Source organism: Actinoplanes italicus (assembly GCF_003001815.1).
In the GTDB taxonomy this organism is placed as follows: domain Bacteria; phylum Actinomycetota; class Actinomycetes; order Mycobacteriales; family Micromonosporaceae; genus Actinoplanes; species Actinoplanes italicus.
Genome location: NZ_PVMZ01000002.1, coordinates 25,210 through 49,573 on the forward strand (window position 1 = coordinate 25,210; position 24,364 = coordinate 49,573).

Consider the following 24,364-nt stretch of genomic DNA (forward strand, 5'->3'; position numbering starts at 1 on the left):
GTGTGGTGAGTTGTGGTGCGCTGGTGGGCGTGGGTCGCCACGGGACGTGGGGTGGGGGCCGTGTGGTGAGTTGTGGTGCGCTGGTGGGCGTAGGTCGCCACGGGACGTGGGGTGGGAGCTCGTGTGGTGATTTGTGGTGCGCGGGTGGGCGTGGGTCACCACGCGACGTGGGCGTGGCGCGCGTTGGACGTACCAGCAAAGGGGTTTTGGGGGTTTTGGAACTTTTGGGGGAGGCAGGGTAAGGAGGTCGCTCACACCTCGGGAACTCCGGGTGGTGTTGACGGAATCTCGTCGTAAGGTGTGGGAAACAACTGAATACCTCATCCAGAGGGGCAGAGGGATACGGCCCGACGAAGCCCCGGCAACCACCGCGCAGTGATTCTCGATGACGAGCCTCGCGTGGCAGGTGCTAATTCCGTCCCCGTTTCGGCAGGTCGCCGCGGGGAAAGATGAGAGGAAACTCATATGACGTCTGTCGTCAACGCACCCTCTGCCACCTCCGCCTCGCCCGCCCGCGGCCTGATCTGTCGCGCGTGTGGAGCGGAGTACCCTCTCGCCGCGCAGCACGCCTGTTACGAATGTTTCGGCCCGCTCGAGGTCGCCTACGACGAGGCGGCGCTCGCGCGGGTGACCCGGGCCCAGATCGAGGCGGGCCCGCAGAACATCTGGCGTTACGCGGCCCTGCTGCCGGCCGGCCAGGACCCGGCTACCCGGGTGACGCTCGACCCGGGCCTGACCCCGCTGGTGGCCGCCCCGCAGCTGGCCGCCGCGATCGGCCTGAACGCGCCGCTCTGGGTGAAGGACGACTCGCAGAACCCGACCCACTCGTTCAAGGACCGGGTCGTCTCGGTGGCGCTGACGGCGGCGAAGGAGCTGGGCTTCAACCGGTTCTCGTGCGCCTCGACCGGCAACCTGGCCAACTCGGTGGCGGCCCACGCGGCCCGGGCCGGCGTGCCGAGCATCGTCTTCATCCCCTCCGATCTGGAGCAGGGCAAGATCATCACCACCGCGGTGTACGGCGGCGAGCTGGTGGCCATCGAGGGCTCCTACGACGACGTGAACCGGCTCTGCAGTGAACTGGTGGAGACCGACGAGTTCGAGGACACCGCGTTCGTGAACGTGAACGTGCGGCCGTTCTACGCCGAGGGCTCGAAGACCCTGGGCTACGAGGTGGCCGAGCAGCTGGGCTGGCGCATTCCGGCCCAGGTGGTCATCCCGATGGCGTCCGGCGAGCTGCTCACCAAGATCGACAAGGCGTTCACCGAGCTGGTCGAGATCGGACTCGTGGAGGCCCCGGAGGGCGGCTGGACAGTCTTCGGCGCCCAGTCCGAGGGCTGCAACCCGATCGCGGTGGCCCTGCACGCCGACACCGACGTGATCACCCCCGTGAAGCCGACCGGCATCGCCAAGTCGCTGAACATCGGCGACCCGGCCGCCGGGCCGTACGCGATCGAGGCCGTCAAGCGCACCGGCGGCTGGATGGACTACGCGAACGACGACGAGATCCGTGAGGGCATCCGGCTGCTCGCGGAGACGACCGGCGTCTTCGCCGAGACCGCCGGCGGCACCACTGTGGCGGTGCTCAAGAAGCTGGTGGCGAGCGGCAGGCTCGACCCTGCGAAGGAGACGGTCGTCTACAACACCGGTGAGGGCCTGAAGACGCTCGACGCGGTGGCCGGCCAGGTTGGACCGACCCACACGATCAAGCCTTCGCTGAAGGGCGCGCGCGAGGCCGGTCTGCTCGGGTAGGTCACCATTTCGTGATCTTCTCTCACTGTCGGTAATCGGCGATCAGCCGGTTGTCGAGAATTACCTCCCCCGAGGACTTGCACTCCGATCTCCGGATCGGCAATATGCTCTCTGCGGGAGGATGCGACGCCGTACGTGGCCCCTCACCTGGACATTGGCGACAATCTCCGAGGGTCCCAACGATCCCAGCGCTGACCCACTTGGCTACGTGCCCGGAGGTGCTGTGCGTCCTTCCTCCCGACCAAAAATCTTGAGCACCCACGGCCTCAGTGGCAGCTCTTCCGGGTAGTGCCCGTCGGCCAGGCCCGCGTTCTTCTCGAACCAGTTGCGCACGCCGTACGACGTCGTGAGCGCGATCGACCAGCCACATGCGACCCAGTAGGCGGGCCAGAACAGCGGGCCCAGGAACGCGTACTGGGCGGCGTGGCGGCACTCGTGGGTGAAGAGCCGGGCCCGTTGCTCGGCCAGCAGCCACTCGGCGCTCCGGTTCGTGATGATCACCGAGCCGACCGTGAAGCAACTGCCGGCCGGCATCCGGAAGCGGAAGTTCTCGGCGATCAGCACACCGTGACGGCCCCGGCGGACCCTGGTGCCGGTGGCGGCCGCCAGCAGCAGCCCCACGAGGGTCGTCCCGTTCACGGCGGTCAGCGTCGTCCGCGTCACGTGCCACCCACGCCCGGCCATCTCACACCGGCCGGCGCATCTGCAGCTCGGTGAGCTCCCGGACGGTCGGGTGCGGCATGCGTACCCCGGTGTCGACGAAACCGAGCTTCTCGTACGCCCGGACGGCCCTGAAGTTCCCGCAGACCACCTCGAGCATCAGCTCGTCACGCCCGGCCGCCACGGACCAGTCGGCGACCGCCTCGACGAGCTGGGCGAGCAGTTTGCCGCCCCGGCAGGCCGGGGTCAGGTAGACCGCGAAGATCACCGTGCAGCCGGGCTCACCGGGGACCGTGGTGCCGCCGGCGTGCCCGACCAGCGGTCCGCCCGGATCGGCGATGAACTGGGCCGTCTCGAAGCCGGCGGACGACTGCCGGATGCGCTGCCGGTAACTCTCGTGCGGCCGGGCAGCGGCCTGGGCCAGGGTCTCCAGGAACGCGAGTGGACTGTCCGCCAGCATCTCCAGCCGCAGCGCCCGCACGCGCCCCGCGTCCTCCGGGGTGACCCGGCGTACGTCCCAGTTGTCCATGACTCATCCCTACCGCCGTCGTACCCGGTCGGCAACCAGGTTGTCGTGAAGCCGAGTGGCGGCCCTGGGCGATGATTCGACGATGAACGATGAGTTCCCCCGGCCGTACGCGGATGAGCCCTCTCCGGTCGCCGAGTCGCTTTCGGGTTTCCGGCTTCTGCGCGTGCGTCCGTGGGCGGTTCTCGCCACCGTCGTGCTGACCACCGCGTTGCTGGCCGCTGAGTGGTGGAGGTGGATGAACTCGTTCCTGCCGTACGACCCGACGGATCCGCTGATCGTCGAGGTGGGCCACACGCTCCTGGACGAGCTCCCGCTGGCGGTGCCGCTGGTCGTCATCGCCGCGCTGTCGAGACGCCGGGTGCGGCCGCTCCAGGTGCTGGCGCTGGTGGGCGTCATGGGGGCTCTCGCGATGGTGAGCCTGGAACTGACTGACGTGGTCTGGGACGACATCGGCCCGGAGTACGGCGTCCGCGTCACCGGCGTGGACGTCACCACCTACCTCGTCAACGCGATCAACGCGATCGTGCTGATCCTCATCGGCCTGGCCGCCCGGTTCCTCCTGCCGGCGCCCGGCCACCGGGCGATGCGGAGCGGCCGCGGCATGCTGGCCCTCGTCGTGGCGTCGGTCCTCTGGAGTGTGGTGACGCTGCAGTGGATGGAGCCGCTGCGGCTGTCCTTGTGGGAGACGGCGGCGCTGGCGTCGGCGATGTGGGCGACCCTGACCGTCGTCTGGTCGATTGCGGCGCTCGTCACGTCGCCCCGGGCGGTGTCCGAGTGGACCGGCGACCCCGCTGAGCTGCAGCGTCAAGATCCTTAGCCGAAACGGCGGCCACTCCGGAGGATTCGCGAGAAGATGGGGTTTCTTGCACTCGCCATCGGAGAGTGCTAAACAAGTGATTGGCACTCGCCGCGCGTGAGTGCCAGCAGGTCGGGACGGTGGGGTTCCGGTCACGCTGCCGCCATCGGCATCGGGGCACGGAGCCGGTCGTCGCGGGCTATCCGGCTCGGCCTGAGGACGTCACATCGCCAGGTGGTGACGTCCACAGACTTCCTCAACGTGCGGAGAGCGGGGCCGACGAGGCCCGGCACCGCGGATGTCCGGGAGGACAACGCCGTATGGCCAAGATCATCGCATTCGACGAGGAGGCTCGTCGGGGCCTCGAGCGTGGTATGAACCAGCTCGCTGACGCGGTCAAGGTGACCCTCGGTCCCAAGGGCCGCAACGTGGTACTCGAGAAGAAGTGGGGCGCCCCCACGATCACCAACGATGGTGTATCCATCGCCAAGGAGATCGAGCTCGAGGACACCTTCGAGAAGATCGGCGCGGAGCTGGTCAAGGAGGTCGCCAAGAAGACCGACGACGTCGCCGGTGACGGCACGACGACCGCGACCGTCCTCGCCCAGGCTCTGGTCCGTGAGGGCCTCCGCAACGTGGCCGCCGGTGCTAACCCGCTGGGCCTGAAGCGGGGCATCGAGGCTGCCGTCGCCAGCGTTTCCGAGGCGCTCTCGCAGCTCGCCAAGGACGTGGAGACCAAGGAGCAGATCGCCTCCACCGCCTCCATCTCGGCCGGTGACTCCACGGTCGGCGAGATCATCGCCGAGGCCATGGACAAGGTCGGCAAGGAAGGCGTCATCACCGTCGAGGAGAGCAACACCTTCGGCCTCGAGCTCGAGCTCACCGAGGGTATGCGCTTCGACAAGGGCTACATCTCGGCCTACTTCATGACCGACGCGGAGCGTATGGAGGCCGTCTTCGACGACCCGTACATCCTCATCGCGAACAGCAAGATCTCCGCGGTGAAGGACCTGCTCCCGGTCCTGGAGAAGGTCATGCAGGGCGGCAAGCCGCTCATCATCATCGCCGAGGACGTCGAGGGCGAGGCCCTAGCCACCCTGGTCGTCAACAAGGTCCGTGGCACCTTCAAGTCGGTCGCCGTCAAGGCCCCCGGCTTCGGTGACCGCCGCAAGGCCATGCTGGAGGACATCGCCATCCTCACCGGTGGCGCCGTCATCAGCGAGGAGGTCGGCCTCAAGCTGGACGCCGCCGACCTGTCCCTGCTGGGCCAGGCCCGCAAGGTCGTCATCACCAAGGACGAGACCACCATCGTCGACGGTGCCGGCAACGCCGAGCAGATCCAGGGCCGGGTCAACCAGATCCGCGCCGAGATCGAGCGCTCGGACTCCGACTACGACCGCGAGAAGCTGCAGGAGCGCCTGGCCAAGCTGGCCGGCGGTGTTGCGGTGATCAAGGTCGGCGCGGCCACCGAGGTCGAGCTCAAGGAGCGCAAGCACCGCATCGAGGACGCCGTTCGCAACGCGAAGGCGGCCGTCGAGGAGGGCATCGTCCCGGGTGGTGGCGTCGCGCTGGTGCAGGCCGGCAAGACCGCGTTCGACAAGCTGGACCTGGTCGGCGACGAGGCCACCGGTGCCCAGATCGTCAAGGTCGCGCTCGACGCCCCGCTGCGTCAGATCGCCGTGAACGCCGGCCTCGAGGGCGGCGTCGTGGTCGAGAAGGTGCGCAACCTCGAGGCGGGTCACGGCCTGAACGCCGCGACCGGCGAGTACGTCGACCTGCTGGCCGCGGGCATCATCGACCCGGCCAAGGTCACCCGCTCGGCGCTGCAGAACGCCGCGTCGATCGCCGCGCTGTTCCTCACCACCGAGGCCGTCGTGGCCGACAAGCCCGAGAAGAACCCGGCTCCGGCCGGTGCCCCGGGCGGCGGTGACATGGACTTCTGAGTCCAGTCTCAAGAACGGGCGGGCCGCGTCAGCGGTCCGCCCGTTCTGCTTTCCGGCCGCGGGGCCGCAGGGCCGCGGGTCATGGTCTGCGGTGCCGGCCCGGCTTCGGCGGTGGTGCCGCCGACCAGCGAAGAACAATCCCGGTGAGTACGACCAGAGCGCCCACCCGTGCCACCGAGGTGCTGTCCGGGCCGCTCGTCGGAAGTTCGGGCGGTCTCCGCGGCGGCGGGCCCTCACCCTCCGCGGTGACGTGGACGACGATGGTCCCGGTGGCGATGCCGCCCCGCCCGTCGGTGACCGTGTAGGTGAACTCGTCCGAGCCGCTGAACCCCGGTGACGGTGTGTAGGTGATGGATCCCGCCGCTCCACTGCCCCGGAGGACGGGCAGGCCCGCGGCGCGGACCGTGCCGTGCGCCGGCCACCCCACGTCGATGAGCACGACCGGATCGCCGTCCGGGTCGGAGTCGTTGGCCGTCGGCTGGAACGTGACGTTCTCTCCCGCACTTACCGCAGCGAGGTCACCGGCCACCAGCGGAGGCCGGTTGGGGCCGGTCGGCGTGGGCCGTGGCGTGGGCGTCCGGGTCGGCCGGACCGTCGGCGAGGGTGACGAGGTCGGCGGGGCCGACACCGGCGGAGTCGGAGTGGGAGTCGGTGACGGACCGGGTGACGGGCCTCGTGACGGGCTCGCCGACGGTCGCCCCGGCGGGGGTGGAGAGATCGGCGGCGAAACCGATGGCGAGAGCGAGGGCTGGGCCGTGGCCGACGGTGACGGCGCGGGCGGTCCGGGCCGGGCGAGCCGCACCGTCACGGTCGCTGTGTCGGTACGGCCCAGATCGTCGCTGACCACGTAGGTGAACGAGTCGCTCCCGGTCGCCGCGCCCGGAGCCAGATAGGCCACCGCCCCGCCCGGGTCCACCGCGGCCGTCCCCTTCCCGGCCGGGGTGAGCGAGGTGATCACGAGTCGCTGCCCGGTGTTCGGATCGTGGTCGTTGGCCAGCACGGGAAGCAGCGTGGGCACCCCCGGCTCGGCGGTCAGGTCGTCGTCGACCGCGACCGGAGGCGCGTTGCGCACGATCACCGTGAGCACCGCCGAACCGGACGCCCCGGCCGGATCCTCGACCGTGTAGGCGAGCGTGTCGATGCCGTGGAACCCACGGGCCGGTGTGTAGGTGAGGGTGCCGCCCGCGTTCCGGATCACCGTCCCGAATCCGGCCGCCGCCACACCCGTGACGGTGACCTGGTCACCGTTCGGATCGTCGTCGTTGGCGAGCACGTCGACGGTGGCCGCCGTGTCGGTGTCGGTGGCAGCGGTGTCGGGGCGGGCGACCGGCGGCGTGTTGATCACACCGATCGTCACGGTGGCCGTGGACGTGCCGATGCCGTCGCCGAGGGTGTAGTCGAACCGGTCGGCGCCCCGATACCCCGGCGCGGGACGGTAGGTGAGCGCCCGGCCCGGCCCGGCGGTCACCGAGCCGTGCAGGGGAGGGGTCGTCACGGTGGTGGCCACCGGGTCGCCGTTGGGATCGCCGTCGTCGTTGGCGGCCACGTCGATCGCGAGCGGGATTCCGGCCTGCACGGTCACCGACTCGGGCCGGGCCACCGGCAGCCCGTTCGCCACGGTCACCGCGATCCGGCCGGTGCCGGTCCCGCCGTGGCCGTCGTCGATCGTGTAGTCGAACCACTCCGTACCCCGGAAGGTGGAAGGGGGTTGGTAGCGGATCCGTCCGTTGGCCTGGATCACCGCGGTGCCACCGGCGGAAAGGACGGTCGTTCCGGCAACCTGGAGCGTGTCCCCGTTGGGGTCGGTGGCACCGGTCAGCACGTCGATGGTGAGCGGCTGCCCCGAGCCGGTGGCGAGCGTCTGGCCGGGAGCGACCGGGTCGGCATTCGCCACGGTCACCGTGAGGACCGCGCCCGCGGTGGCGTTGCCGGTGTCCCGGACCCGGTACGGGATGTCGACGGTCCCGCGGAAGCCGTACGGCGGGGTGTAGCGGATCCGCCCCGTCTCGGCCGTCGCGACACCCACCGCCGGAACCGGCGCGCCGACCGTGTCGAGCGTCAGGAGGTCCCGGTCCGAGTCGGTGTCGTTGGCGAGCACGTCGAACAGCGCCGACGTGTGGTGCGCGACTCCGAACGCGTCATCAGCCGGGGTCGGAACGGTGTTGTTGACGTCCACCCAGACGTTTCCGCTGGTCCGGCCTCCGTGACTGTCCTCGGCGGTGTACGTGAAACGCGTCTGCCCGGTGTAGCCGGGGGCCGGCGTGAACAGGAGGGTCGTATCGCCCGGAGCGATCGTGACCGTGCCCTCGAGGACGGGCGGAGCACCAACCGCGACGACCTTGAGCGGGTCGCCGTCGTTGAGGTCCGAGTCGTTGGCGAGGACCGGGATCGACACCGGGACACCGGTCGAGGTGCTGCTCAGATCGTCGTTCACGATCGGCGGGGCGTTCGGGGTGGTCACCGTGACGGTCCCGGTGGCGGTGCCGCCCTGGCCGTCGTCGAGCCGGTACGTGAACGTGTCGACCCCGGTCCAGCCCGTGTCCGGGGTGTACGTGACGACGCCGTTCCCGTCGACGCCGACCGTGCCGTGAGCCGGGGCGGTGGCCTGCGACACGACGAGCCCGGCGACCGGATCGTCCGGGTCGCTGTCGTTGAGGCGCACGTCGACGGCGACCGGCGTGTGGTGGCCGGTGGTGGCGGTGTCGCCGGTCGCCGTGGGCGGTGAGTTAACCCGGAGCGTGGCGATGGCGGTGTCGTCGGCGGCCTGGGTGTCGCGACCGTCACCGGCGATGGTCAGGGTGGCGGTCGCGGTCGTGGCCGCGGTGGCTCCAACCTGGGTCGGGACCGTCACGCTCGCCTGATGCCCGGCCAGCAGCGGCCCGACCGGGCAGGTGACGTCGGCACCGGTCTGGGTGCAGCCGGACGGCAGCGGACCGGCGGTGACCCCGGCGGGCAGGGCGAGCCGGATCCGGGCTGCCGGTTCCGGGTCCGGGCCGGTGTTGGTGACGGTGGCGGTCCACGACACCGGCTGCGGCAGGGCCGGTCGCTGCACCCGGCCGGGGCCGACGGTCAGCGTGGCGGCCAGGCCGGCCGCGGGCTGGAGCACGGTGCTCGCCACGGCGCCGCCCGACGAGGTGACGTTCACGCTGGTGGTCCGCCCGGTGTAGGCGGCGTTCACCAGGTTGGTGATCGGGTGCCCGGCCGGTGCGCCCAGCGCCACGCGCACGCGGAAGGTCACCCAGGTCGTGCCCTGGTACGGGATGCTGCCCAGCCGGAACACGGCGGACCCGCCGGCGAGCTCGGCGGCGTCGCCGTCGGCCGCGTCGCTGGCCGGCGCTCCGGCGATCGTCAGCGAGCCGGGCACGTAGGCGGTGTGGACCGGCACGGCGTCGGACAGGATCACCCCGTCGGCGTAGTCGTTGCCGTCGTTGCGTACCGCTATCCGATATTCGATCTCGTCGCCCGGCACCAGCACACCGCCGTTGACGTCGGTCGCCGTCGACGTCGTGACGATCTTCGGGGCGTACAGGTCGATCGCGATCGTGATGACACCCGGATAGTAGGTCTCCCCGCCCGGACTGGCCGTCGTCATCGTCAGCGTGGCGCTGGTGACCGCGTTGCCCAGCACCCCGTTCGCGTCGAGCTGGTCGATGTCGACGCCGAACAGGTTGGTGAAGGCGGGGCTCCGGGCTCCGGGCCCGGCCGAGCTGTCGAACACGTTGTTCGCCGGGTTGCCCAGCGCCTGCCCGTCGAGGGCCAGGCCGTCCCCGGTCTTGCCGGCGTCACCCTCGTACGCCACGGCGCCCACCTCGGCGTGCACCGTCCCGCTGTGCGGCGTCTCGAACCCGGTCACCGGGATGGAGACCCTGTTGTCCGTGGCGGTGATCGTGCCGAACCCGTCGTAGACGCGCAGGCTGCGATAGTCCTCGGCGGGGTTGCGGTAGGCGATCACCAGTGACCAGCCGGCATACCGGTCCTTGCCGCGGGCGGCCTGGATGTTCGCCACCGCGTACACGCCGTCCCCGGCACCGGACACCAGCGAGGTCACGTCGGCGAAGCCCTGGTAGGGGCCGGGCGTGGCGATCGCGTACGTGCTGGTGGAGTTGATCGTGTTCCAAGTGGCGGCCGACGGCGTACGGAACAGGACCCGGCCCTTGATCGTCGCGTCGGGCGGGCCGGTGCCGCCGGAGGGCGCGAGGGTGTTGGCGCCCCAGTAGAGCCCGGCGAAGAGCACGGTGCTGCCGGCCGGCATGGTCACCGTGGCCGAACTGTCGTTGAAGGTCGCCGCGTCGCCGTCCGCGTCGGTGAAGACCATCACGTGGCCGTTGTTGTTCGGCGCCTCACCGGCGAGCGGCGGGATCCGGTCCCGGGCGTCGTCACAGTCGTCGGCCCCGGCCGTGCAGGTCAGGTTGGCGTTGCCGCGCAGGATCACGGCACCGTTGGTGTTCACGTCGAAGCGGGAGGTGAACGCCGTGGTGATGGCGGCCTCGACCCGGTTCTGCGGCACCGTCGTCAGCAGTACGGCAAGGACCAGGCACAGGATGCCGAGCAGCCGTCCCCGCACCCACCTCACGCTAGCCGCCGGGATTTCCCTCGCCGGGGTGAACGGCCGAAGCGCTAACGTGGGACGGGTGCGTGATCCCTCCGTCTCCCGTAATTCGGCCGGCCGGCTCTCTCCGATCCGTCGCACCGCCGATCTGCGGCGGTTGCGTGACGAACAGTTCGACGTGCTGGTGATCGGTGGCGGCGTCACCGGCGCCGGTGCCGCGGTCGACGCCGCGTCCCGAGGCCTCAAGGTGGCCCTGGTCGAGGCCCGTGACTTCGCCGCGGGCACGTCCAGCCGGTCCAGCAAGCTGATCCACGGCGGCCTGCGCTACCTGGAGCAGCTCGAGTTGCATCTGGTGCACGAGGCGCTGACCGAGCGCGGGCTGCTGGCCACCCGGCTCGCGCCGCACCTGGTGCGCCCGGTGCCGATCCTGGTCCCGCTGCCCAGTGCCGGCCTGCCCAAACGGGCCTGGCAGCGCGGCTACTACGGGCTCGGCGTGGCGGCGTACGACGTCTTCGCCGGAATCTTCGGCTCCGGCCGGGGCATGCCGCTGCACCGGCACCTGACCCGCGACGGCGCCCGCCATCTCTTCCCCAGCCTGCGCGCCGAAGGGATCGCCGGCGCCATCCGGTACTTCGACGGTCAGGTCGACGACGCCCGGCTGGTGGTCAACCTGGCCCGGACCGCGGCGAGCCTGGGCGCGGCCGTCGCCACCAGCGCCCGCGTGGTCGGTTTCGTCCGCGAGGCGCGGCAGGTGGTCGGCGTCCGCGTGCGTGACCTGGAGCGTCCGGACGAAGAGCCTTTCGAGGTACGCGCACACACCGTGGTCGCCGCGACCGGGGTGTGGAGCGACGACATGTCGCAGATGCTCAACGACGTCGGTGTGCGACCGGGCTTCCGGGTCCGCGCCTCCAAAGGCGTGCACCTGGTGGTGCCGCGCTCGGCCATCACCGGTGAGGCCGGGCTGATCCTGCGGACCGCGACCAGCGTGCTGTTCGTCATCCCGTGGGGCGGCCACTGGATCATCGGCACCACCGACACCGACTGGCAGCTCGACCGCGCCCACCCGGCCGCCTCGGCCCGCGACATCCGCTACCTGCTGGATCAGGTCAACACGGTGCTGGACCGGCCGCTCACCACCGACGACATCGAGGGCGTCTACGCCGGGCTGCGCCCGCTGCTCTCCGGCGAGGCCGACTCGACGTCGAAACTGTCCCGCGAGCACGCGGTGGTCGAGCCGATGCTCGGGCTCATGCTGGTGGCCGGCGGCAAGTACACGACGTATCGGGTGATGGCGGCCGACGTCATCGACCGGGCGGTCCGCCGTCTCGGTGGTGCTGCCCGGCCGTCGCGCACCGACGAGCTGCCGCTTCTCGGCGCGGACGGCTTCGCCGCCGCGTGGCGCGACCGGCAGGACATCGCCCGGCGTCACGGCGTCACGGCGGGCGTCGTCGAACACCTCCTGGAGCGGTACGGCACGCTGACGGTCCACCTGCTGGCGATGATGGCCGCCCAGCCCGAGCTGGCGGTACCGCTCGCCGGAGCCCCGGAATACCTCGCGGCCGAGGTGGCGTACGCGGCGCTCGCCGAGGGTGCCCTGCACCTCGACGACGTGCTCACCCGGCGTACCCGGATCTCGATCGAGACCGTGCACCGGGGCGCCGAGTCGGCCGAGCACGCCGCCGAGATCATGGGCGAGGCCCTCGGCTGGGACGCGACGGTCCGGCAGAAGGAGGTCGAGCACTACCTCGCACGGGTCACCGCCGAGCGCCAGTCGCAGACCATGCCGGACGACGCCACGGCCGACGCCGCCCGGATCGGGGTGCCGGACGTCCGCGGACTGGCCGCCGACCGGCGGCTGCCGCTGCTCGACATCGACCTCTGATCCCGCTTTGATACTCGTCGACGAGCCTCGCTGGCCGGGGCGTGGCCGCCTGTGGTCGCACCTGGTCAGCGACGTCTCCTACGCCGAGCTGCACGCCTTCGCCGAGATGCTGGGCGTGCCGCGCCGGGGTTTCGACCGGGACCACTACGACATCCCGGAGTCCCGCTTCCCCAGCGCGGTGTGGCTCGGCGCAACCCTGCTGCCGTCCCGCGATCTCGCGGCCCGGCTGCGCGCGTCAGGCCTGCGCCGGCCCAAGCACCTGGTCCCTAGGCAAGCAGCTCCAGCTCGGCCGTGAGGTTGGCGCGCGCCCGCTCCTCCCACTCCGCGTGGATCGGGGCGAGCCGGTAGATCGACGGCAGTTTCAGCAGCTCGGTGAGGACCCGGGAGCGACCGGCCCGGAACGCGTCGTCGGGCACGTGGGCGTACTCGCGGCGGATCGCGTCCGTGTAGGCGGCGTAACGCTCCTCGTCGGCGGCCAGGATCGACAGGTCCGCGTCGCAGAGCAGCTCGCCGTCCGGGTCGTCCTCCTCGGTGGCGTGGCCGGCGGTCAGGTTGACCAGGCGGGCCACCTCGGCGGCGACCTCGTCGGGGGCGCCCAGGCCGTTCAGCATGACAGCCGCGAACTCGGCGCTGTCCCGCTCGTTGGCGTCGCCCAGGGCCCGCGGGTCGTACACCGCGTCGTGCAGCCAGGCCGCCAGGCGTACCCGATCCGGGTTGGGGGTCAGGTGAGCGAAGCGATCGATCACCTCGAGCACCGCCGCGAGGTGGGACACGTCGTGGTAGTGGCGTTGCGGCTCGGTCCAGCGGCCGATCAGGTACTGCGCGGCGGCGTCAAGGTCCGCGTCGTCCGCGGTGGCGCCGGCGCCGCGGGCGGCGGACCGGAAAGCATCGGGCAGAGATGTCACCCCCGCATCCTGGCACGTACCTTGAGGTCATGATCCGGGTGACCGCCGCGCTGTCGCGGGCCAGGGCCGGTCTGATGCTGGCGTTGCAGGCCGGTCTGGCCGCCGGGCTCGCCTGGTTCGTGGCACACGACCTGTTCGGCCGTCCGATGCCGTTCTTCGCTCCGATCGCGGCGGTGATCGCGCTCGGCTCCTCGGTCGGCCAGCGGTTGCGGCGCACCACCGAGCTGGTGATCGGGGTGGCCGCCGGGATCGGCCTGGGCGACGGGATCATCCTGCTGATCGGTGCCGGACCGGTCCAGATCGGCGTGATCGTGCTGCTCGCCGTGCTCCTGGCGACCGCGGCCGGTGGCGGGGCGGCGCTGATCGTGCAGTCCGCCTCGTCGGCGGTCCTCGTCGCCACCCTGACGTCGACGACCGGACAGCCCTGGACCCGGTTCCTGGACGCGATCGTCGGCGGCGGGATCGCCCTCGTGGTGATGACGGTCCTGCTGCCGCTCAACCCGCTCACCGTGGTCCGCCGGGCCGCGGACCCGGCGCTGCGAGCCTTCACCGGCGGCCTGCACGACGCGGCACGCGGGCTGGCCGATGCCGACGCCGGTGAGGTGCGGGCGGCGGTGGAGCGGCTGCGGGCGGCCGAGGGCACCTTCGCGGCGTTCAGCGCGGCCATCGACGCGGCCCGGGAGAACGTGGCGTTCGCGCCCGCCCGATGGCGGGCCCGCGGCGCCCTCGCCCAGTACGTGGACGGTGCGGCCCAGCTCACCTACGCGCTGCGCAACGTGCGGGTGCTGCTGCGCCGCGCCGAGACCGCGCTGAACGACCGGGAGCCGATCCCGGGGGTGCTGCCGGTCTCGGTACGGCACCTCGGCGACGCCGTCGAGCTGCTGCGACAGGAGTGGGACCGCGGCGTGGAACCGCTGGCAGCCCGGGAGCGGGCGCTGCGGGCGGTGGCCGAGTCGGGCCGCGCCTACCGGGAGGGTGTGGGGTATTCCGGCGGCGTGGTGGTGGCGCAGACCCGTACCGCGGTGGCCGATCTGCTGCGTGCGACCGGGGTGGAGTACGCGGAGGCGACCCGCCGGGTGCGCCAGGCGATCGGCTGGACGGCGCGGCCGCACAAGGCCCGCCGGCGGTCGGGACGGCCGGGTTCGATGCCTTCTTGATCCGTTTCGGGCTCCTCGGGCCGGTCGGGTGCGGATTCGATGACTACGCTGGCGGTCATGGCCGATGTCTCGCCGAGCGGATCGCCCGAACCCGCCGACCGTCCGCAGTCCGCTCCTCCGGCTGCCCCCGAGGCTCCGGCCCCACTGACCTTCGAAGCGCCGGTCTTCGGGGAGCCGCCCGTGTCGCCGGCGGCGCCCTCCGTGGTGCGACCGGCCTCGCCGGCCGCTCCGCCGTCCTCGGCGCTACCGCTCGTCTCCCCGTCCTCGGCTCCGCCGCAATACACCCCGGTGGTGCTCGCGCCCGGTCCGGCGCCCGTTCCGCCGTACCCCGGGATGACCGATCCGGCGAAGGTCGCGGTACCGGGCCGTCGCACCGGCTGGCCTCGCTGGCTGCTGATGACCATCGCGATCGCGGGGATCGCCCTGGCGGCCATCGCCCTGCTCACCTACTTCGGCTACAACCTGGGCATCACCGGCCTGGTGATCGGCCTGACCGCGGCCATCCTTCCGGTGCCGTTGCTGGCCAGCAGCTTCATCTGGCTGGACCGCTACGAGCCGGAGCCGGCCAGATACCTCGTGTTCTGCTTCGCCTGGGGCGCCGCGATCGCGACCCTGGTCGCCCTCGGGGTGAACACCGGCTCGGCTTGGCTGCTGGACCGGGTCGGCCTGCCGGACGCCCTGGTCGCGGTACTGGTCGCGCCCTTCATCGAGGAGTCGATGAAGTTCCTCGGCCCGCTGCTGCTCTTCTGGCTGCGACGCTCCGAGTGGTCCGGCATGACCGACGGCATCGTCTACTGCGGCCTGTCCGCGCTCGGCTTCGCCATGGTGGAGAACGTGCTTTACCTGGGCGGACACGGTTACGCGGCCGGTGAGGCGGAGTACGGGCCGGCCACCGGCCTGCAGAACGTCTTCCTGATCTTCATCGTGCGGATCCTGTTCACCGGCTTCGCGCACCCGCTCTTCACCTCGATGGCCGGCCTCGGCCTGGGCATCGCGGCGCGCTCCGGGAACAAGACGGTCCGGGTGCTCGCCCCGATCGCCGGCCTGCTCCTGGCGATGATCCTGCACGGCATCTTCAACCTGCTGCCGACACTGGCCGCCGCAACCGGCGAGACCCTGATCATGCTGTACGGCTACCTCGGCTTCATGGTGCCGTTCTTCTTCGCGGTCGTGGGCCTGGCCATCGCCCTGCGCAGCTGGGAGGGTCGCCTGGCCGAGCGGGTGCTGTACCCGTACGCGGACGCCGGCTGGTTCGCCCCGTCCGAGGTGGCCGCGCTCGGCACGCTGGGCCGCCGGCACGCCGCCCGGGAGTGGGCACGCCGGGTGGCCGGGCCGGTCGGGAAGCGGGCCATGCGGGAGTTCCAGTTCGCCGCGACCCGGCTCGCGCTGCTGCGTGACGGGCTCGAGCGTGGCCTGGCGAGAACACCGATGGAACTGGACCGGACCCTGCACGACGAGCGGGAGCTGCTGGTCGCCATCACCAACTACCGGTCGGCGTTCGCCGGGCGCGACCCGCAGACGCCGCCGTCATGGTGGGACGGGCGCCACTACCGGATCACCTTCCCGGACGGCGAAGTGCGTACCGTCGCGCCACCGCCGGAGCCGGTCATGCCGGTGCCGATCGTCCTGCCGTCACTGCCACCGCCGCCGTCCTACGGGAGCCCGTACGGCTACGGCAGCCCGTACGGTCACGGCGGCCCGCCGCCGTACGCCCCGATGCCGCCTCAGAGGTAGAGGCCGGTGCCGTCCGACTCGACCCGGGTGGCCGCGACCGCGTGCACGTCGCGCTCGCGCAGCAGGACGTAACCCCTGCCGTGCAGCTCCACCTCGGAGCGGTCGTCCGGGTCGAACAGGACCCGGTCGCCCACCACGATGGAGCGGACGTTGGGACCCACCCCGACTGCGGTCGCCCAGGACAGGCGCCGTCCCATCGAGGCGGTGGCCGGGATCACGATGCCGGCGGTGGACCGGCGTTCCCCCTCCCCGCCGTCCTGGCGGACGAGGACGCGGTCGTGCAGCATCCGGATCGGCAGTCCGGTCTCGGTACGGGTGTCGGCACTCACGTTGCAGACGGTACGCCGCGACTGGTTCGCCCGATCGCCGGGTAAGGCGATCCACGCATCTGGGTACTAGCGTGGACCCGGCGCATCGGAACAGGTCGAGGGGGTTATGCGGTTGAACCGCTTTCAGCGGGTCCGGGACAACCTGAGGAAGGCCTACGACAGCGGGCGGGACTCGGTGCGGCAAGCCCGGGCCGAGCGCCCGGCGCCGGAGCCGGACCACTACGACGAGTTCTATCCCGCGGCGGAAGATCCGGAGATCGTGCACCACTCGACGGCCAGCCGGGACGACGCCGACGTGCCGCAGACACTGCGGATCGCCGCGGCCTGGAGCTGGCGGCTGATCGTGGTCGGCGTGATCGGCTGGGCGCTGCTGCGACTGATCGGCATGGTCAGCATCGTGGTGGTCCCGCTGGCCATCGCTCTTCTGCTGTCCGCCCTGTTCGGACCGGCGGTGGGCTGGCTGCTGCGGTTGCGCGCGCCCCGCTCACTGGCCACGTTCCTGGTGCTGGTCAGCGGCATCGGCGCGCTCGTTCTCACGCTGACCCTGGTGGTGAACGAGTTCATCGCGGGCGTGCCGAAACTGACCGAGAACGCGGCCGCCGGTGTCAACCAGATCCAGAAGTGGGCCGAGACCGGGCCTCTGCACCTCTCCGACAACCAGGTGAACCAGGGCATCGCCGCGGCCGAGGAGTGGATCAACGCGAACACGGCGTCGCTGACCTCCACCGGTATCGCCACCGTCGCGACGATCGCCGAGTTGGTCACCGGGATGCTCCTGGTGATCTTCGCGACGTTCTTCTTCCTGCGCGACGGCCGGGCCATCTGGCGATTCATCGTCCGCCTGTTCCCGGTGAACGCGCGCTGGTCGTTGGCCGACGCCGGGGACGCGGCCTGGGCCACGCTCGGTTCCTACGTCCGGGCCACCGTGCTGGTCGCCTTCATCGACGCCGTCGGCATCGGCCTGGCGCTGGTGGTGCTGGAGGTGGAGTTCGCGTTCCCGCTGGCCGCGCTGGTGTTCCTGGGCGCGTTCGTGCCGATCGTCGGCGCCAGCGTGTCGGGTGCGGTCGCCGCGCTGGTGGCCCTGGTCGACGAGGGCTGGGTGGTCGCCCTGATCACGCTGGGCGCGGTCATCCTGGTGCAGCAGATCGAGGGGCACGTGCTCCAGCCGCTGATCATGGGCCGGGCCGTCGCGGTGCACCCGCTTGCGGTGATCATCGGCATCGCCTGCGGTGTGGTGCTCGCCGGGATCATCGGGGCGCTCGTGGCCGTGCCTCTCATCGCCGTCCTCAACACGGCCGTGCGCCGTCTGTCCCGCCGACGCCCGGAGATCCCGCCGCACGCCGAGGTCGTCACCACCGGCGGAGCCTGAACCCCGGCACAGCCGGGAAAAACGAGCCGGCTCCCACCGTTGCCTCAGGAGACCTGAGACAGCGGTGAGAGCCGGCCGAACAGAGCGTGGGGTCAGGCGGTGGCCACGTTCAGCGCGATCTCGTTGACGCCGCGGGCGGCGTCGACGGCGAGCTCGCCGTTGCCGTGCCGGCTCAGCGCGCGGACGGTCCACGAGCCGGGCGCGGCGAAGAACCGGAAGACACCCTCGGGCGACGAGACCACCTCGGCGGTGAACTCACCGGAGCCGTCGAGCAGACGCACGTACGCGCCACCGACGACCTCACCCTCCGCGTTGCGGACGATGCCCGTGATGACCGTCTCCTTGGCCAGGTCCACGCTGCTGGGGAGGGGCGCGGACTGGTCGGGGGCGGCGCAGCCGGCCGCGACGTTGGCGACGTTCGTTGCGGGAGAAGTCATGGTGATCAGGCCTTTCCGGGTTCGTCGCCGAGGGCGATCGGCACACCGATGAGCGAGCCGTACTCGGTCCAGGAACCGTCGTAGTTCTTCACGTTCTCGTGGCCGAGGATCTCCTTGAGCACGAACCAGGTGTGCGAGGAGCGCTCGCCGATACGGCAGTACGCGATGGTGTCCTTGCTGCCGTCGAGGCCGGCCTCGCCGTAGATCTTGGCGAGCTCCTCGTCCGACTTGAAGGTGCCGTCCTCGTTGGCGGCCTTGCTCCACGGCACGCTGATCGCGGTCGGGATGTGGCCACCCCGCTGCGACTGCTCCTGCGGCAGGTGCGCCGGGGCGAGCAGACGGCCGGCGAACTCGTCGGGGCTGCGCACGTCGACCAGGTTCTTCACACCGATGGCCTGGACGACCTCGTCACGGAACGCCCGGATCTCCAGGTTCGGAGCCTTGGCGGTGTAGGAGGTCTTCTCGCGGACCGGCACGTCCTTGGTGTAGACGCGGGCGTCCAGCTCCCACTTCTTGCGGCCGCCGTCGATCAGGCGGACCTGCTCGTGGCCGTACAGCTTGAAGTACCAGTACGCGTAGGCGGCGAACCAGTTGTTGTTGCCGCCGTACAGGATCACGGTGTCGTCGTTGGAGATGCCGCGCTCGGACAGCAGGGCCTCGAACTGCTCCTGGTTGACGAAGTCACGCCGGACCGGGTCCTGCAGGTCCTTCTTCCAGTCCAGCTTGATGGCGCCGGGGATGTGACCGCCGTCGTAGGCGGTGGTGTCCTCGTCGACCTCGACGAAGACGAGGCCCGGGGTCTCCAGGTTCTGCTCGGCCCACTCGGCCGAGACGAGTGCGGTGTCGCGACTCATCGGTTCACTCCCTGTGGAAGGTGGGTGGAGGGAGAGTCAGCGCACGGAGAGAGCTTTGTTGTCGCACTCCGCGCGGACCCATCGGTGGGGTGGGATCACGGGCTGCTGTGCGACGGCGCCACTGCCGGGCTGGAAGTTGCCCTGGACTTAGCTAGAGCAGAAGAGGGTGCTCAGCGCTGAATGGCCCCGTCAGTTGACAGGGCGACACAGGCACGCGGCCACGCGACACAGGTCGATCGCGCGCCTTTTCGTGAGCAACAGGCTCATGAGAACCGACCTTACCAGCGGGCCCAACTCTCGGAACAGGACCGACCACGATCCGGGATCGGACGGTGGTCACACCCCGCCCGCGGCAAGGGGGACATCGGTCGCCCCGAGGGTGACGCGCAGGCCGTCCGGCAGCGGCGTCAGCTCCTGGATGACCAGGTTCAACGGCAGCTTCGGCACGTCGAGCTCGAATGCCATCCGCTCGACGAACGAGTTGACCTGGGTCCGTACCAGCGGGTTGTCCGGCACGCCCTGAGCCGTCACGTCGGAGAAACGCACCTGCACCCTGCCGTCGACGACCTTCAGTTCCGCCGCGGCCGACAGCGGGATCTCCTGGGTCTGCGAGATCTTCACGACTCCCGAGCCGACCAGCTTGCCGTCTTTCTCGGCCAGTTGCAGGCCCTGCTGGCCGGTCGCGTCGGCGAGCAGCCCGTAGTCGAGGGTGCCGGTTCCGGTCACCGTGCCGGCCCGGACCTCGCCCTGACCCGAGCGCAGCGCGCTCAGCGGGGCGGTCACCTGGCGGGCGCGGATGTCCAGCACGTCCATCCGGACGGTCTCTCCGGTGCCGGTCTGCGCCTTGAAGTCGGGCAGCTCGATCCGGATCTCCTCGTACTTCCCGGCGAGTACCTGGGTGAGGAACGGGACGCCGGCGATGGTGACCACCGGGCGGCTGCTCTCCGCCTTCTGGTTCGCGACCTCCTCGGTCACCTTGTCGGCGATGACATTCTCGGCGTACGAGTTGCTGAAACGGTCCAGTACCACCAGCCCGATGAGCAGGATGACCAGCAGCGTCAGGAGGACGAACAGCAGTTTGCGTCCCCGGCGACGGCGGGGACGTTCCGTTCCGTACACCTCGGCCACTGTTCCTCCCGAATCACCAGTTGCCCTGGGGAACGTACATGCCCGCGTCGAGGGTTCGATGAAACCGGTGGGTCAGCTGAGATACCAGTGCACCGCGGCGTAGGCGGCGACCGCGGTGAGGGCGAATCCGCCGAGAGGGCCCTGCATGTGCCGGGCCAGCCAGAAGGTCGGCGCCTCGCCGGCCAGCCGTCGTCCCGCCTCGCCGAAGTTGACGGCCAGATCGACCAGGTGCGCGGCCACCGCGGCGACCAGGCCGAGAACCGCACCCTTGGTCGGGTCGAACGGGAACACCAGGTAACTGCCGAGCACGGCCGAGACGAGTGTGCCGAGCATGGCGCCGAGGACGATGCCGGCCCCGCCGCGCGGCACCTGGGCGGCGATCCGCGGTTTCGGGAAGACCGCGTCGGTGAGCCGGGCGACCAGCAGTGCCACCCCGGCGCCGGTGCAGCAGACCAGGATCGCGGGTGCGCCGAGCGGCTCCCGGACCAGCGTGATCAGGACGGCGTAGGCGGTGGCTCCGGACACGATCAGCAGCGTGGTCCGCCACGAGTCCTTGGCCCGTTGCCGGTCCTCGGCCCGGATCACCTGGGCGATCAGCGTGGCCGCGAACCCGCCGAGGCCGACCCAGAGCAGTGGCAGCAGCGCACCGGGTTCGCCGGTCACCGCCAGGTAGTCGGCGGTGCCGGCCGTCAGCGCGATGATCGCCGCGGTCGCTCCGGCCGCCGGTGGGCGCAACGCCATGGTCCAGGCCAGCAGGCCCAACAACTGAACACCGAAGAGCACGATGGCGTACGAGACACGCGCGCCGGGTCCGGTCGCGTGTCCCGCGACGATCAGTGCGGTGGCGAGCAGAACCGCGAACCCGCCGATGGCGGCCGACAGTTTCGGCCGTACCGGAAGGATCTCGATCTCCTCGAAATCCTCCTCGCCCTCGGAATCGGAGGAGGGTGTGTTCTCCTCGTCCTCCTCCGGGACGGCGCCGTAGAACCCGGCCTTGGGCCGCCCCGGGTTCATGCGGGCGACCTGCTGAGAGGCCTCGGCGTCCCAGGGGTCGTCGTTCGGCATAGAGGGAAACACGACTGCGATCGTGCCAGACCCGTGACCGTGGTCCCAATCGCTGCCGCGGTGACCTCACCTCTCAGGTAAAAGGCTGGTTACGAATCCACCGTTCGGCTGCCTGAATGGCGTTTTCTACATCACTTGCACGTGCGACCGGGGTAAACGGGCTGATGCATCGGTTAAGGTGAGCGCAACCCACCCGTCGGTGACGCCGGGCCCCATTCTCCGGTGGCGAAGCCCCCCAAGCTCTCGCAGACCGGGTCACCCGAGCGGCTCCAAGCCGCAAGGACGGAGGTGAGTGTGGAGATCCTTCTGCTGGTCACGGCACGTGCCGGTGAGCCCTCTGCCGTACTGCCCGCTCTGGACCTTCTGCCCCACTCGGTTCGCACCGCCCCCCGCGACGTTCGCACCCTGGTTTCCGGGCCCAGCCCCGACGCCGTTCTGGTCGACGCCCGCTCCGAGCTCTCCGAGGCTCGTGCCACCTGCCGCATGCTGCACGCCACGGGTATCGGTGTCCCGCTGATCGCTGTCGTCACCGAGGCCGGCCTGATCGCGCTGAACGCCGACTGGGGCGTCGACGACGTCATTCTGGCCAGCGCGGGCCCGGCCGAGGTCGAGGCCCGGCTGCGCCTGTCGGTCGGCCGTCTCAACAACGCGACCGCCGGCGCCGGCGGCTCGATCCGCGCGGGCGAGCTCAACATCGACCCGGACACCTATGCCGCGAAGCTCAAGGGGCGTCCGCTCGACCTCACCTACAAGGAGTTCGAGCTGCTCAAGTTCCTCGCTCAGCACCCGGGCCGGGTCTTCACCCGCGACCAGCTGCTGCGCGAGGTCTGGGGCTACGACTATTTCGGCGGCACCCGGACGGTCGACGTGCACGTGCGTCGTCTGCGCGCCAAGCTCGGCTCGGAGTACGAGTCGATGATCGGTACCGTCCGCCAGGTGGGCTACAAGTTCGTGGTCCCGCCGTCCGGCCGTCAGCTGCCGGACAACGAGCCGGTCTCCCTTCCGGTCTGAGCTGGAGTTCCTTTCATGACGAGTCGACAGCCGGTCCGTGCCACGGACCGGCTGTCGCCGTCCGAGGCCGACGACGTTCTGGCCCTGGCCGCGGCCGCGGGGCACCTCGACGGCGTCTACCCGCTCTCCGAGGACGTCGTGCTGCGGGTTCGCGGCGACGTGCCCAACCAGGGACGGCATCTGCTGGCGTACGCCGGTGACCGGCTGGCCGGCTACGCCTTCCTGGAGGACTCCTCCGGCGAGCTGATCGTCCATCCCGACTTCCGTCGCGCGGGTGTCGGCACCGAGTTGCTGACCGCCGCCGGTCCGGGCCCGATGCGGTTCTGGGCCCACGGCGACGATCCCGGGGCGGCCGCCTTCGCCTCGCGGAACGGCTTCGACCGGGCTCGTGTGCTGTGGCAGATGCGCCGCTCGCTGCTCGAGCCGCTGCCCCACATCCCGCTGCCCGACGGTGTGACCGTCCGCAGTTTCCGCCCCGGCTCCGACGAGGACGCCTGGATCGGTGTCAACGCGCGGGCCTTCGCCGACCATCCGGAGCAGGGCCGCTGGGTTCTCGCCGACCTGCTGACCCGGGAGGCGGAGCCGTGGTTCGACCCGGCCGGCTTTCTGCTGGCCGTCGACATCACCGACAAGCTGCTCGGCTTTCACTGGACCAAGGTGCATCCGGCGTCGGGTGACGAGCCGGCGGTCGGTGAGATCTATGTGCTCGGTGTCGACCCGTCCGGGCACCGGCGTGGGCTGGGTGCCGCGCTGAGTGTGGCCGGTCTCAAGCATCTGGCGGAGACCGGGCTCACCGTCGCCGGACTCTATGTGGACGAGTCGAACACCGCCGCCGTGAAGCTGTACCGGGGGCTCGGGTTCGAGGTTTTCAAGACGGACGTGAACTACCGCCGATAACGGCCCGGTCAAGCGAATGTCTCGCTCCGGTCACGACTGTACGTAAATAACCGACATATCGGGTAGCTGGAGCGCAGTTCACTTAACGGACAACTGTATTCCGGGGGATGGCTACCTTCCGGCGCGGACCTGTTCACTCCCAGTTCATTTACGACCGGGGATCCGGTCACTTCGCCTTCCTAGCTTTTCGGGTGTGAGCCGGTGAGAGACCGGCTGCAGAACCCGAAGGGACAACCGTGAAGCTCCAGCGGTCCGGTTTCGTGGCCGGCATTGCTTTGACTGCGACGATCGCGCTCACCGCGTGCGGCTCGGACAATGTCGAGCCGACGACGGGCGGCACTTCCGCTGCTCCCGGTGACTGCGTCAGCGGCAGCCTGACGGCGCAGGGCTCCACTGCTCAGAAGAACGCCATGGACGAGTGGATCAAGGCGTACCAGACCAAGTGCGGCGCCGACGCCAAGGTTGACTACCAGGGCACCGGTTCCGGTGCGGGCATCGAGGCCTTCATCGCCGGCACCGCCGACTTCGCCGGTTCCGACTCGGCCCTGAAGGAGGAGGAGCAGCCGCAGGCCGACGCCAAGTGCGCCGGTGGCAAGGCCCTCAACCTCCCGATGGTCATCGGCCCGATCGCCGTCGTCTACAACGTCGAGGGCGCCGACGGTCTGCAGTTCTCGTCCTCCACCCTGGCGAAGATCTTCGCGGGCAAGATCACGAAGTGGGACGACCCGGCCATCGCCGCCGAGAACTCCGGCGCGAAGCTCCCGGCCGCCAACATCGAGACGGTGCACCGTGCGGACGAGTCCGGCACGAGCGACAACTTCACCAAGTTCCTGAGCAAGACCGCCGAGGCCGACTGGACCTACGGCAACGCGAAGGCGTGGAAGGCTCCGGGCGGCACCGCCGTCTCCAAGTCGGACGGCATCGCCACCAAGGTCAAGGGCACCGCGAACACCATCTCCTACATCGAGATGTCGTTCGCCGAGAACCAGAGCCTGCAGACCGCGAAGATCAAGAACGGTGCCGGCGAGTACGTGGCGCTGTCCGCCGAGAGCGCCGGCAAGACCTTCGAGAACGCCGAGATCAAGGGCAAGGACGGCGACCTGGCCCTGTCCCTCGACTACGCCACCAAGACCGCGGGCGCGTACCCGATCGTGCTGGTGACCTACGAGATCGCCTGCAGCAAGGGCAGCGGCAAGGCCAAGGAGATCCAGTCCTTCCTGAAGTTCGCCTCGAGCGCCGAAGGCCAGAAGGAGCTCTCCGAGCTGGGTTACGCCCCGCTGCCGGAGACCCTGCGCGCCAAGGTCGCCGAGTCGGTCGCCTCGATCGCCTGATCAGCCAGACCATCCCTCCGAGACGACAGCGAGCGCGCA

General features: G+C 70.4%; 21 protein-coding genes and 1 riboswitch. Of the genes, 11 read left to right on the plus strand and 10 right to left on the minus strand.

Annotated elements, in window-relative coordinates; genetic code table 11:
• Positions 1 to 317 precede the first annotated feature (317 nt).
• Positions 318 to 456: riboswitch (SAM riboswitch) on the plus strand.
• 9 nt (positions 457 to 465) lie between these two features.
• The gene (gene thrC, locus CLV67_RS03985) at positions 466 to 1,749 is read left to right on the plus strand and encodes a threonine synthase (RefSeq protein ID WP_106315783.1); all 1,284 of its coding nucleotides are present in this window, start codon (positions 466 to 468) and stop codon (positions 1,747 to 1,749) included.
• A gap of 204 nt (positions 1,750 to 1,953) precedes the next feature.
• Here thrC and CLV67_RS03990 read toward each other — a convergent pair whose 3' ends face one another.
• A complete protein-coding gene (locus CLV67_RS03990; RefSeq protein WP_249037932.1) occupies positions 1,954 to 2,412 on the minus strand; it encodes a hypothetical protein in 459 nt (152 codons plus the stop codon).
• A 22-nt stretch (positions 2,413 to 2,434) separates the two neighbouring features.
• A complete protein-coding gene (locus CLV67_RS03995; RefSeq protein ID WP_106315785.1) occupies positions 2,435 to 2,938 on the minus strand; it encodes a GNAT family N-acetyltransferase in 504 nt (167 codons plus the stop codon).
• A gap of 82 nt (positions 2,939 to 3,020) precedes the next feature.
• On the opposite strand from CLV67_RS03995, the gene CLV67_RS04000 reads away from it, so the two are divergent.
• Both CLV67_RS04000 and groL read left to right on the plus strand, forming a co-directional pair.
• On the plus strand, positions 3,021 to 3,755 hold the full coding sequence (locus CLV67_RS04000) for a hypothetical protein (RefSeq protein WP_106315786.1): 735 nt from the start codon (positions 3,021 to 3,023) through the stop codon (positions 3,753 to 3,755).
• Between the two features lie 299 nt (positions 3,756 to 4,054).
• Positions 4,055 to 5,677 carry a chaperonin GroEL gene (gene groL, locus CLV67_RS04005; protein ID WP_106315787.1) on the plus strand — a complete coding sequence of 541 codons (1,623 nt, stop codon included), beginning with the start codon at positions 4,055 to 4,057 and terminating at the stop codon, positions 5,675 to 5,677.
• A 79-nt stretch (positions 5,678 to 5,756) separates the two neighbouring features.
• Here the strand turns inward: groL and CLV67_RS04010 are convergent, their stop codons facing one another.
• A complete protein-coding gene (locus CLV67_RS04010) occupies positions 5,757 to 10,241 on the minus strand; it encodes an Ig-like domain-containing protein (protein WP_106315788.1) in 4,485 nt (1,494 codons plus the stop codon).
• A 67-nt stretch (positions 10,242 to 10,308) separates the two neighbouring features.
• On the opposite strand from CLV67_RS04010, the gene CLV67_RS04015 reads away from it, so the two are divergent.
• Together CLV67_RS04015 and CLV67_RS04020 are read left to right on the plus strand one after the other, a co-directional pair.
• Entirely contained in the window at positions 10,309 to 12,108 is a 1,800-nt protein-coding gene (locus CLV67_RS04015; protein ID WP_106315789.1) for a glycerol-3-phosphate dehydrogenase/oxidase, read from the plus strand.
• 7 nt (positions 12,109 to 12,115) lie between these two features.
• Positions 12,116 to 12,403: a DUF4031 domain-containing protein gene (locus CLV67_RS04020; protein WP_106315790.1), complete on the plus strand. Its 288-nt coding sequence runs from the start codon at positions 12,116 to 12,118 to the stop codon at positions 12,401 to 12,403.
• Here CLV67_RS04020 and CLV67_RS04025 read toward each other — a convergent pair.
• Positions 12,375 to 13,013, minus strand: a complete 639-nt coding sequence (locus CLV67_RS04025) for an HD domain-containing protein (protein WP_106315791.1) — start codon at positions 13,011 to 13,013, stop codon at positions 12,375 to 12,377. The genes CLV67_RS04020 and CLV67_RS04025 overlap by 29 nt on opposite strands.
• A 29-nt stretch (positions 13,014 to 13,042) precedes the next feature.
• Here CLV67_RS04025 and CLV67_RS04030 point away from each other — a divergent pair, with 29 nt between their 5' ends.
• Complete coding sequence (locus CLV67_RS04030; protein WP_106315792.1) at positions 13,043 to 14,170, plus strand: FUSC family protein; 1,128 nt, start codon at positions 13,043 to 13,045, stop codon at positions 14,168 to 14,170.
• A 57-nt stretch (positions 14,171 to 14,227) separates the two neighbouring features.
• Positions 14,228 to 15,904: a PrsW family intramembrane metalloprotease gene (locus tag CLV67_RS04035; protein ID WP_106315793.1), complete on the plus strand. Its 1,677-nt coding sequence runs from the start codon at positions 14,228 to 14,230 to the stop codon at positions 15,902 to 15,904.
• On the opposite strand, the gene CLV67_RS04040 is transcribed toward CLV67_RS04035, so the two are convergent.
• Positions 15,895 to 16,191, minus strand: a complete 297-nt coding sequence (locus CLV67_RS04040; RefSeq protein ID WP_203736881.1) for a GroES family chaperonin — start codon at positions 16,189 to 16,191, stop codon at positions 15,895 to 15,897. The two genes, CLV67_RS04035 and CLV67_RS04040, sit on opposite strands and share 10 nt — an antisense overlap.
• Before the next feature lie 148 nt (positions 16,192 to 16,339).
• On the opposite strand from CLV67_RS04040, the gene CLV67_RS04045 reads away from it, so the two are divergent.
• The gene (locus CLV67_RS04045; RefSeq protein WP_106315795.1) at positions 16,340 to 17,602 is read left to right on the plus strand and encodes an AI-2E family transporter; all 1,263 of its coding nucleotides are present in this window, start codon (positions 16,340 to 16,342) and stop codon (positions 17,600 to 17,602) included.
• A 92-nt stretch (positions 17,603 to 17,694) separates the two neighbouring features.
• Here CLV67_RS04045 and CLV67_RS04050 read toward each other — a convergent pair whose 3' ends face one another.
• The 5 genes from CLV67_RS04050 to CLV67_RS04065 form a co-directional block, all read right to left on the minus strand.
• The gene (locus CLV67_RS04050; RefSeq protein ID WP_373873122.1) at positions 17,695 to 18,048 is read right to left on the minus strand and encodes a DUF1416 domain-containing protein; all 354 of its coding nucleotides are present in this window, start codon (positions 18,046 to 18,048) and stop codon (positions 17,695 to 17,697) included.
• Positions 18,045 to 18,893, minus strand: coding sequence for a sulfurtransferase (locus CLV67_RS04055; RefSeq protein WP_106315797.1), 849 nt, complete (start codon positions 18,891 to 18,893; stop codon positions 18,045 to 18,047). The genes CLV67_RS04050 and CLV67_RS04055 overlap by 4 nt, the downstream gene beginning before the upstream one ends.
• Before the next feature lie 189 nt (positions 18,894 to 19,082).
• A complete protein-coding gene (locus CLV67_RS54545; protein WP_346265167.1) occupies positions 19,083 to 19,160 on the minus strand; it encodes an Ms5788A family Cys-rich leader peptide in 78 nt (25 codons plus the stop codon).
• A gap of 69 nt (positions 19,161 to 19,229) precedes the next feature.
• Positions 19,230 to 20,021 carry an LmeA family phospholipid-binding protein gene (locus CLV67_RS04060; RefSeq protein WP_239166050.1) on the minus strand — a complete coding sequence of 264 codons (792 nt, stop codon included), beginning with the start codon at positions 20,019 to 20,021 and terminating at the stop codon, positions 19,230 to 19,232.
• A 72-nt stretch (positions 20,022 to 20,093) separates the two neighbouring features.
• Positions 20,094 to 21,086 (minus strand): hypothetical protein, encoded by a 993-nt coding sequence (locus CLV67_RS04065; protein ID WP_106315798.1) that lies wholly within the window; start codon positions 21,084 to 21,086, stop codon positions 20,094 to 20,096.
• 294 nt (positions 21,087 to 21,380) lie between these two features.
• Here CLV67_RS04065 and CLV67_RS04070 point away from each other — a divergent pair, with 294 nt between their 5' ends.
• The 3 genes from CLV67_RS04070 (at position 21,381) to pstS (ending at position 24,325) form a co-directional block, all read left to right on the plus strand.
• Positions 21,381 to 22,097 (plus strand): winged helix-turn-helix transcriptional regulator, encoded by a 717-nt coding sequence (locus tag CLV67_RS04070; protein WP_106315799.1) that lies wholly within the window; start codon positions 21,381 to 21,383, stop codon positions 22,095 to 22,097.
• Between the two features lie 15 nt (positions 22,098 to 22,112).
• The gene (gene mshD / locus CLV67_RS04075; RefSeq protein ID WP_106315800.1) at positions 22,113 to 22,994 is read left to right on the plus strand and encodes a mycothiol synthase; all 882 of its coding nucleotides are present in this window, start codon (positions 22,113 to 22,115) and stop codon (positions 22,992 to 22,994) included.
• 236 nt (positions 22,995 to 23,230) lie between these two features.
• Entirely contained in the window at positions 23,231 to 24,325 is a 1,095-nt protein-coding gene (pstS, locus tag CLV67_RS04080) for a phosphate ABC transporter substrate-binding protein PstS (protein WP_106315801.1), read from the plus strand.
• Positions 24,326 to 24,364: the final 39 nt, after the last annotated feature.

Excerpts from the sequence above, each read along its gene's own strand:
- thrC (WP_106315783.1), top strand. The coding sequence starts at position 466 with ATGACGTCTGTCGTCAACGCACCCTCTGCCACCTCCGCCTCGCCCGCC.
- CLV67_RS03995 (WP_106315785.1), bottom strand. The coding sequence starts at position 2,938 with ATGGACAACTGGGACGTACGCCGGGTCACCCCGGAGGACGCGGGGCGC.
- CLV67_RS04000 (WP_106315786.1), top strand. The coding sequence starts at position 3,021 with ATGAACGATGAGTTCCCCCGGCCGTACGCGGATGAGCCCTCTCCGGTC.
- groL (WP_106315787.1), top strand. The coding sequence starts at position 4,055 with ATGGCCAAGATCATCGCATTCGACGAGGAGGCTCGTCGGGGCCTCGAG.
- CLV67_RS04030 (WP_106315792.1), top strand. The coding sequence starts at position 13,043 with ATGATCCGGGTGACCGCCGCGCTGTCGCGGGCCAGGGCCGGTCTGATG.
- CLV67_RS04035 (WP_106315793.1), top strand. The coding sequence starts at position 14,228 with ATGGCCGATGTCTCGCCGAGCGGATCGCCCGAACCCGCCGACCGTCCG.
- CLV67_RS04040 (WP_203736881.1), bottom strand. The coding sequence starts at position 16,191 with ATGCTGCACGACCGCGTCCTCGTCCGCCAGGACGGCGGGGAGGGGGAA.
- CLV67_RS04045 (WP_106315795.1), top strand. The coding sequence starts at position 16,340 with ATGCGGTTGAACCGCTTTCAGCGGGTCCGGGACAACCTGAGGAAGGCC.
- CLV67_RS04055 (WP_106315797.1), bottom strand. The coding sequence starts at position 18,893 with ATGAGTCGCGACACCGCACTCGTCTCGGCCGAGTGGGCCGAGCAGAAC.
- CLV67_RS54545 (WP_346265167.1), bottom strand. The coding sequence starts at position 19,160 with ATGAGCCTGTTGCTCACGAAAAGGCGCGCGATCGACCTGTGTCGCGTG.
- CLV67_RS04065 (WP_106315798.1), bottom strand. The coding sequence starts at position 21,086 with ATGCCGAACGACGACCCCTGGGACGCCGAGGCCTCTCAGCAGGTCGCC.
- mshD (WP_106315800.1), top strand. The coding sequence starts at position 22,113 with ATGACGAGTCGACAGCCGGTCCGTGCCACGGACCGGCTGTCGCCGTCC.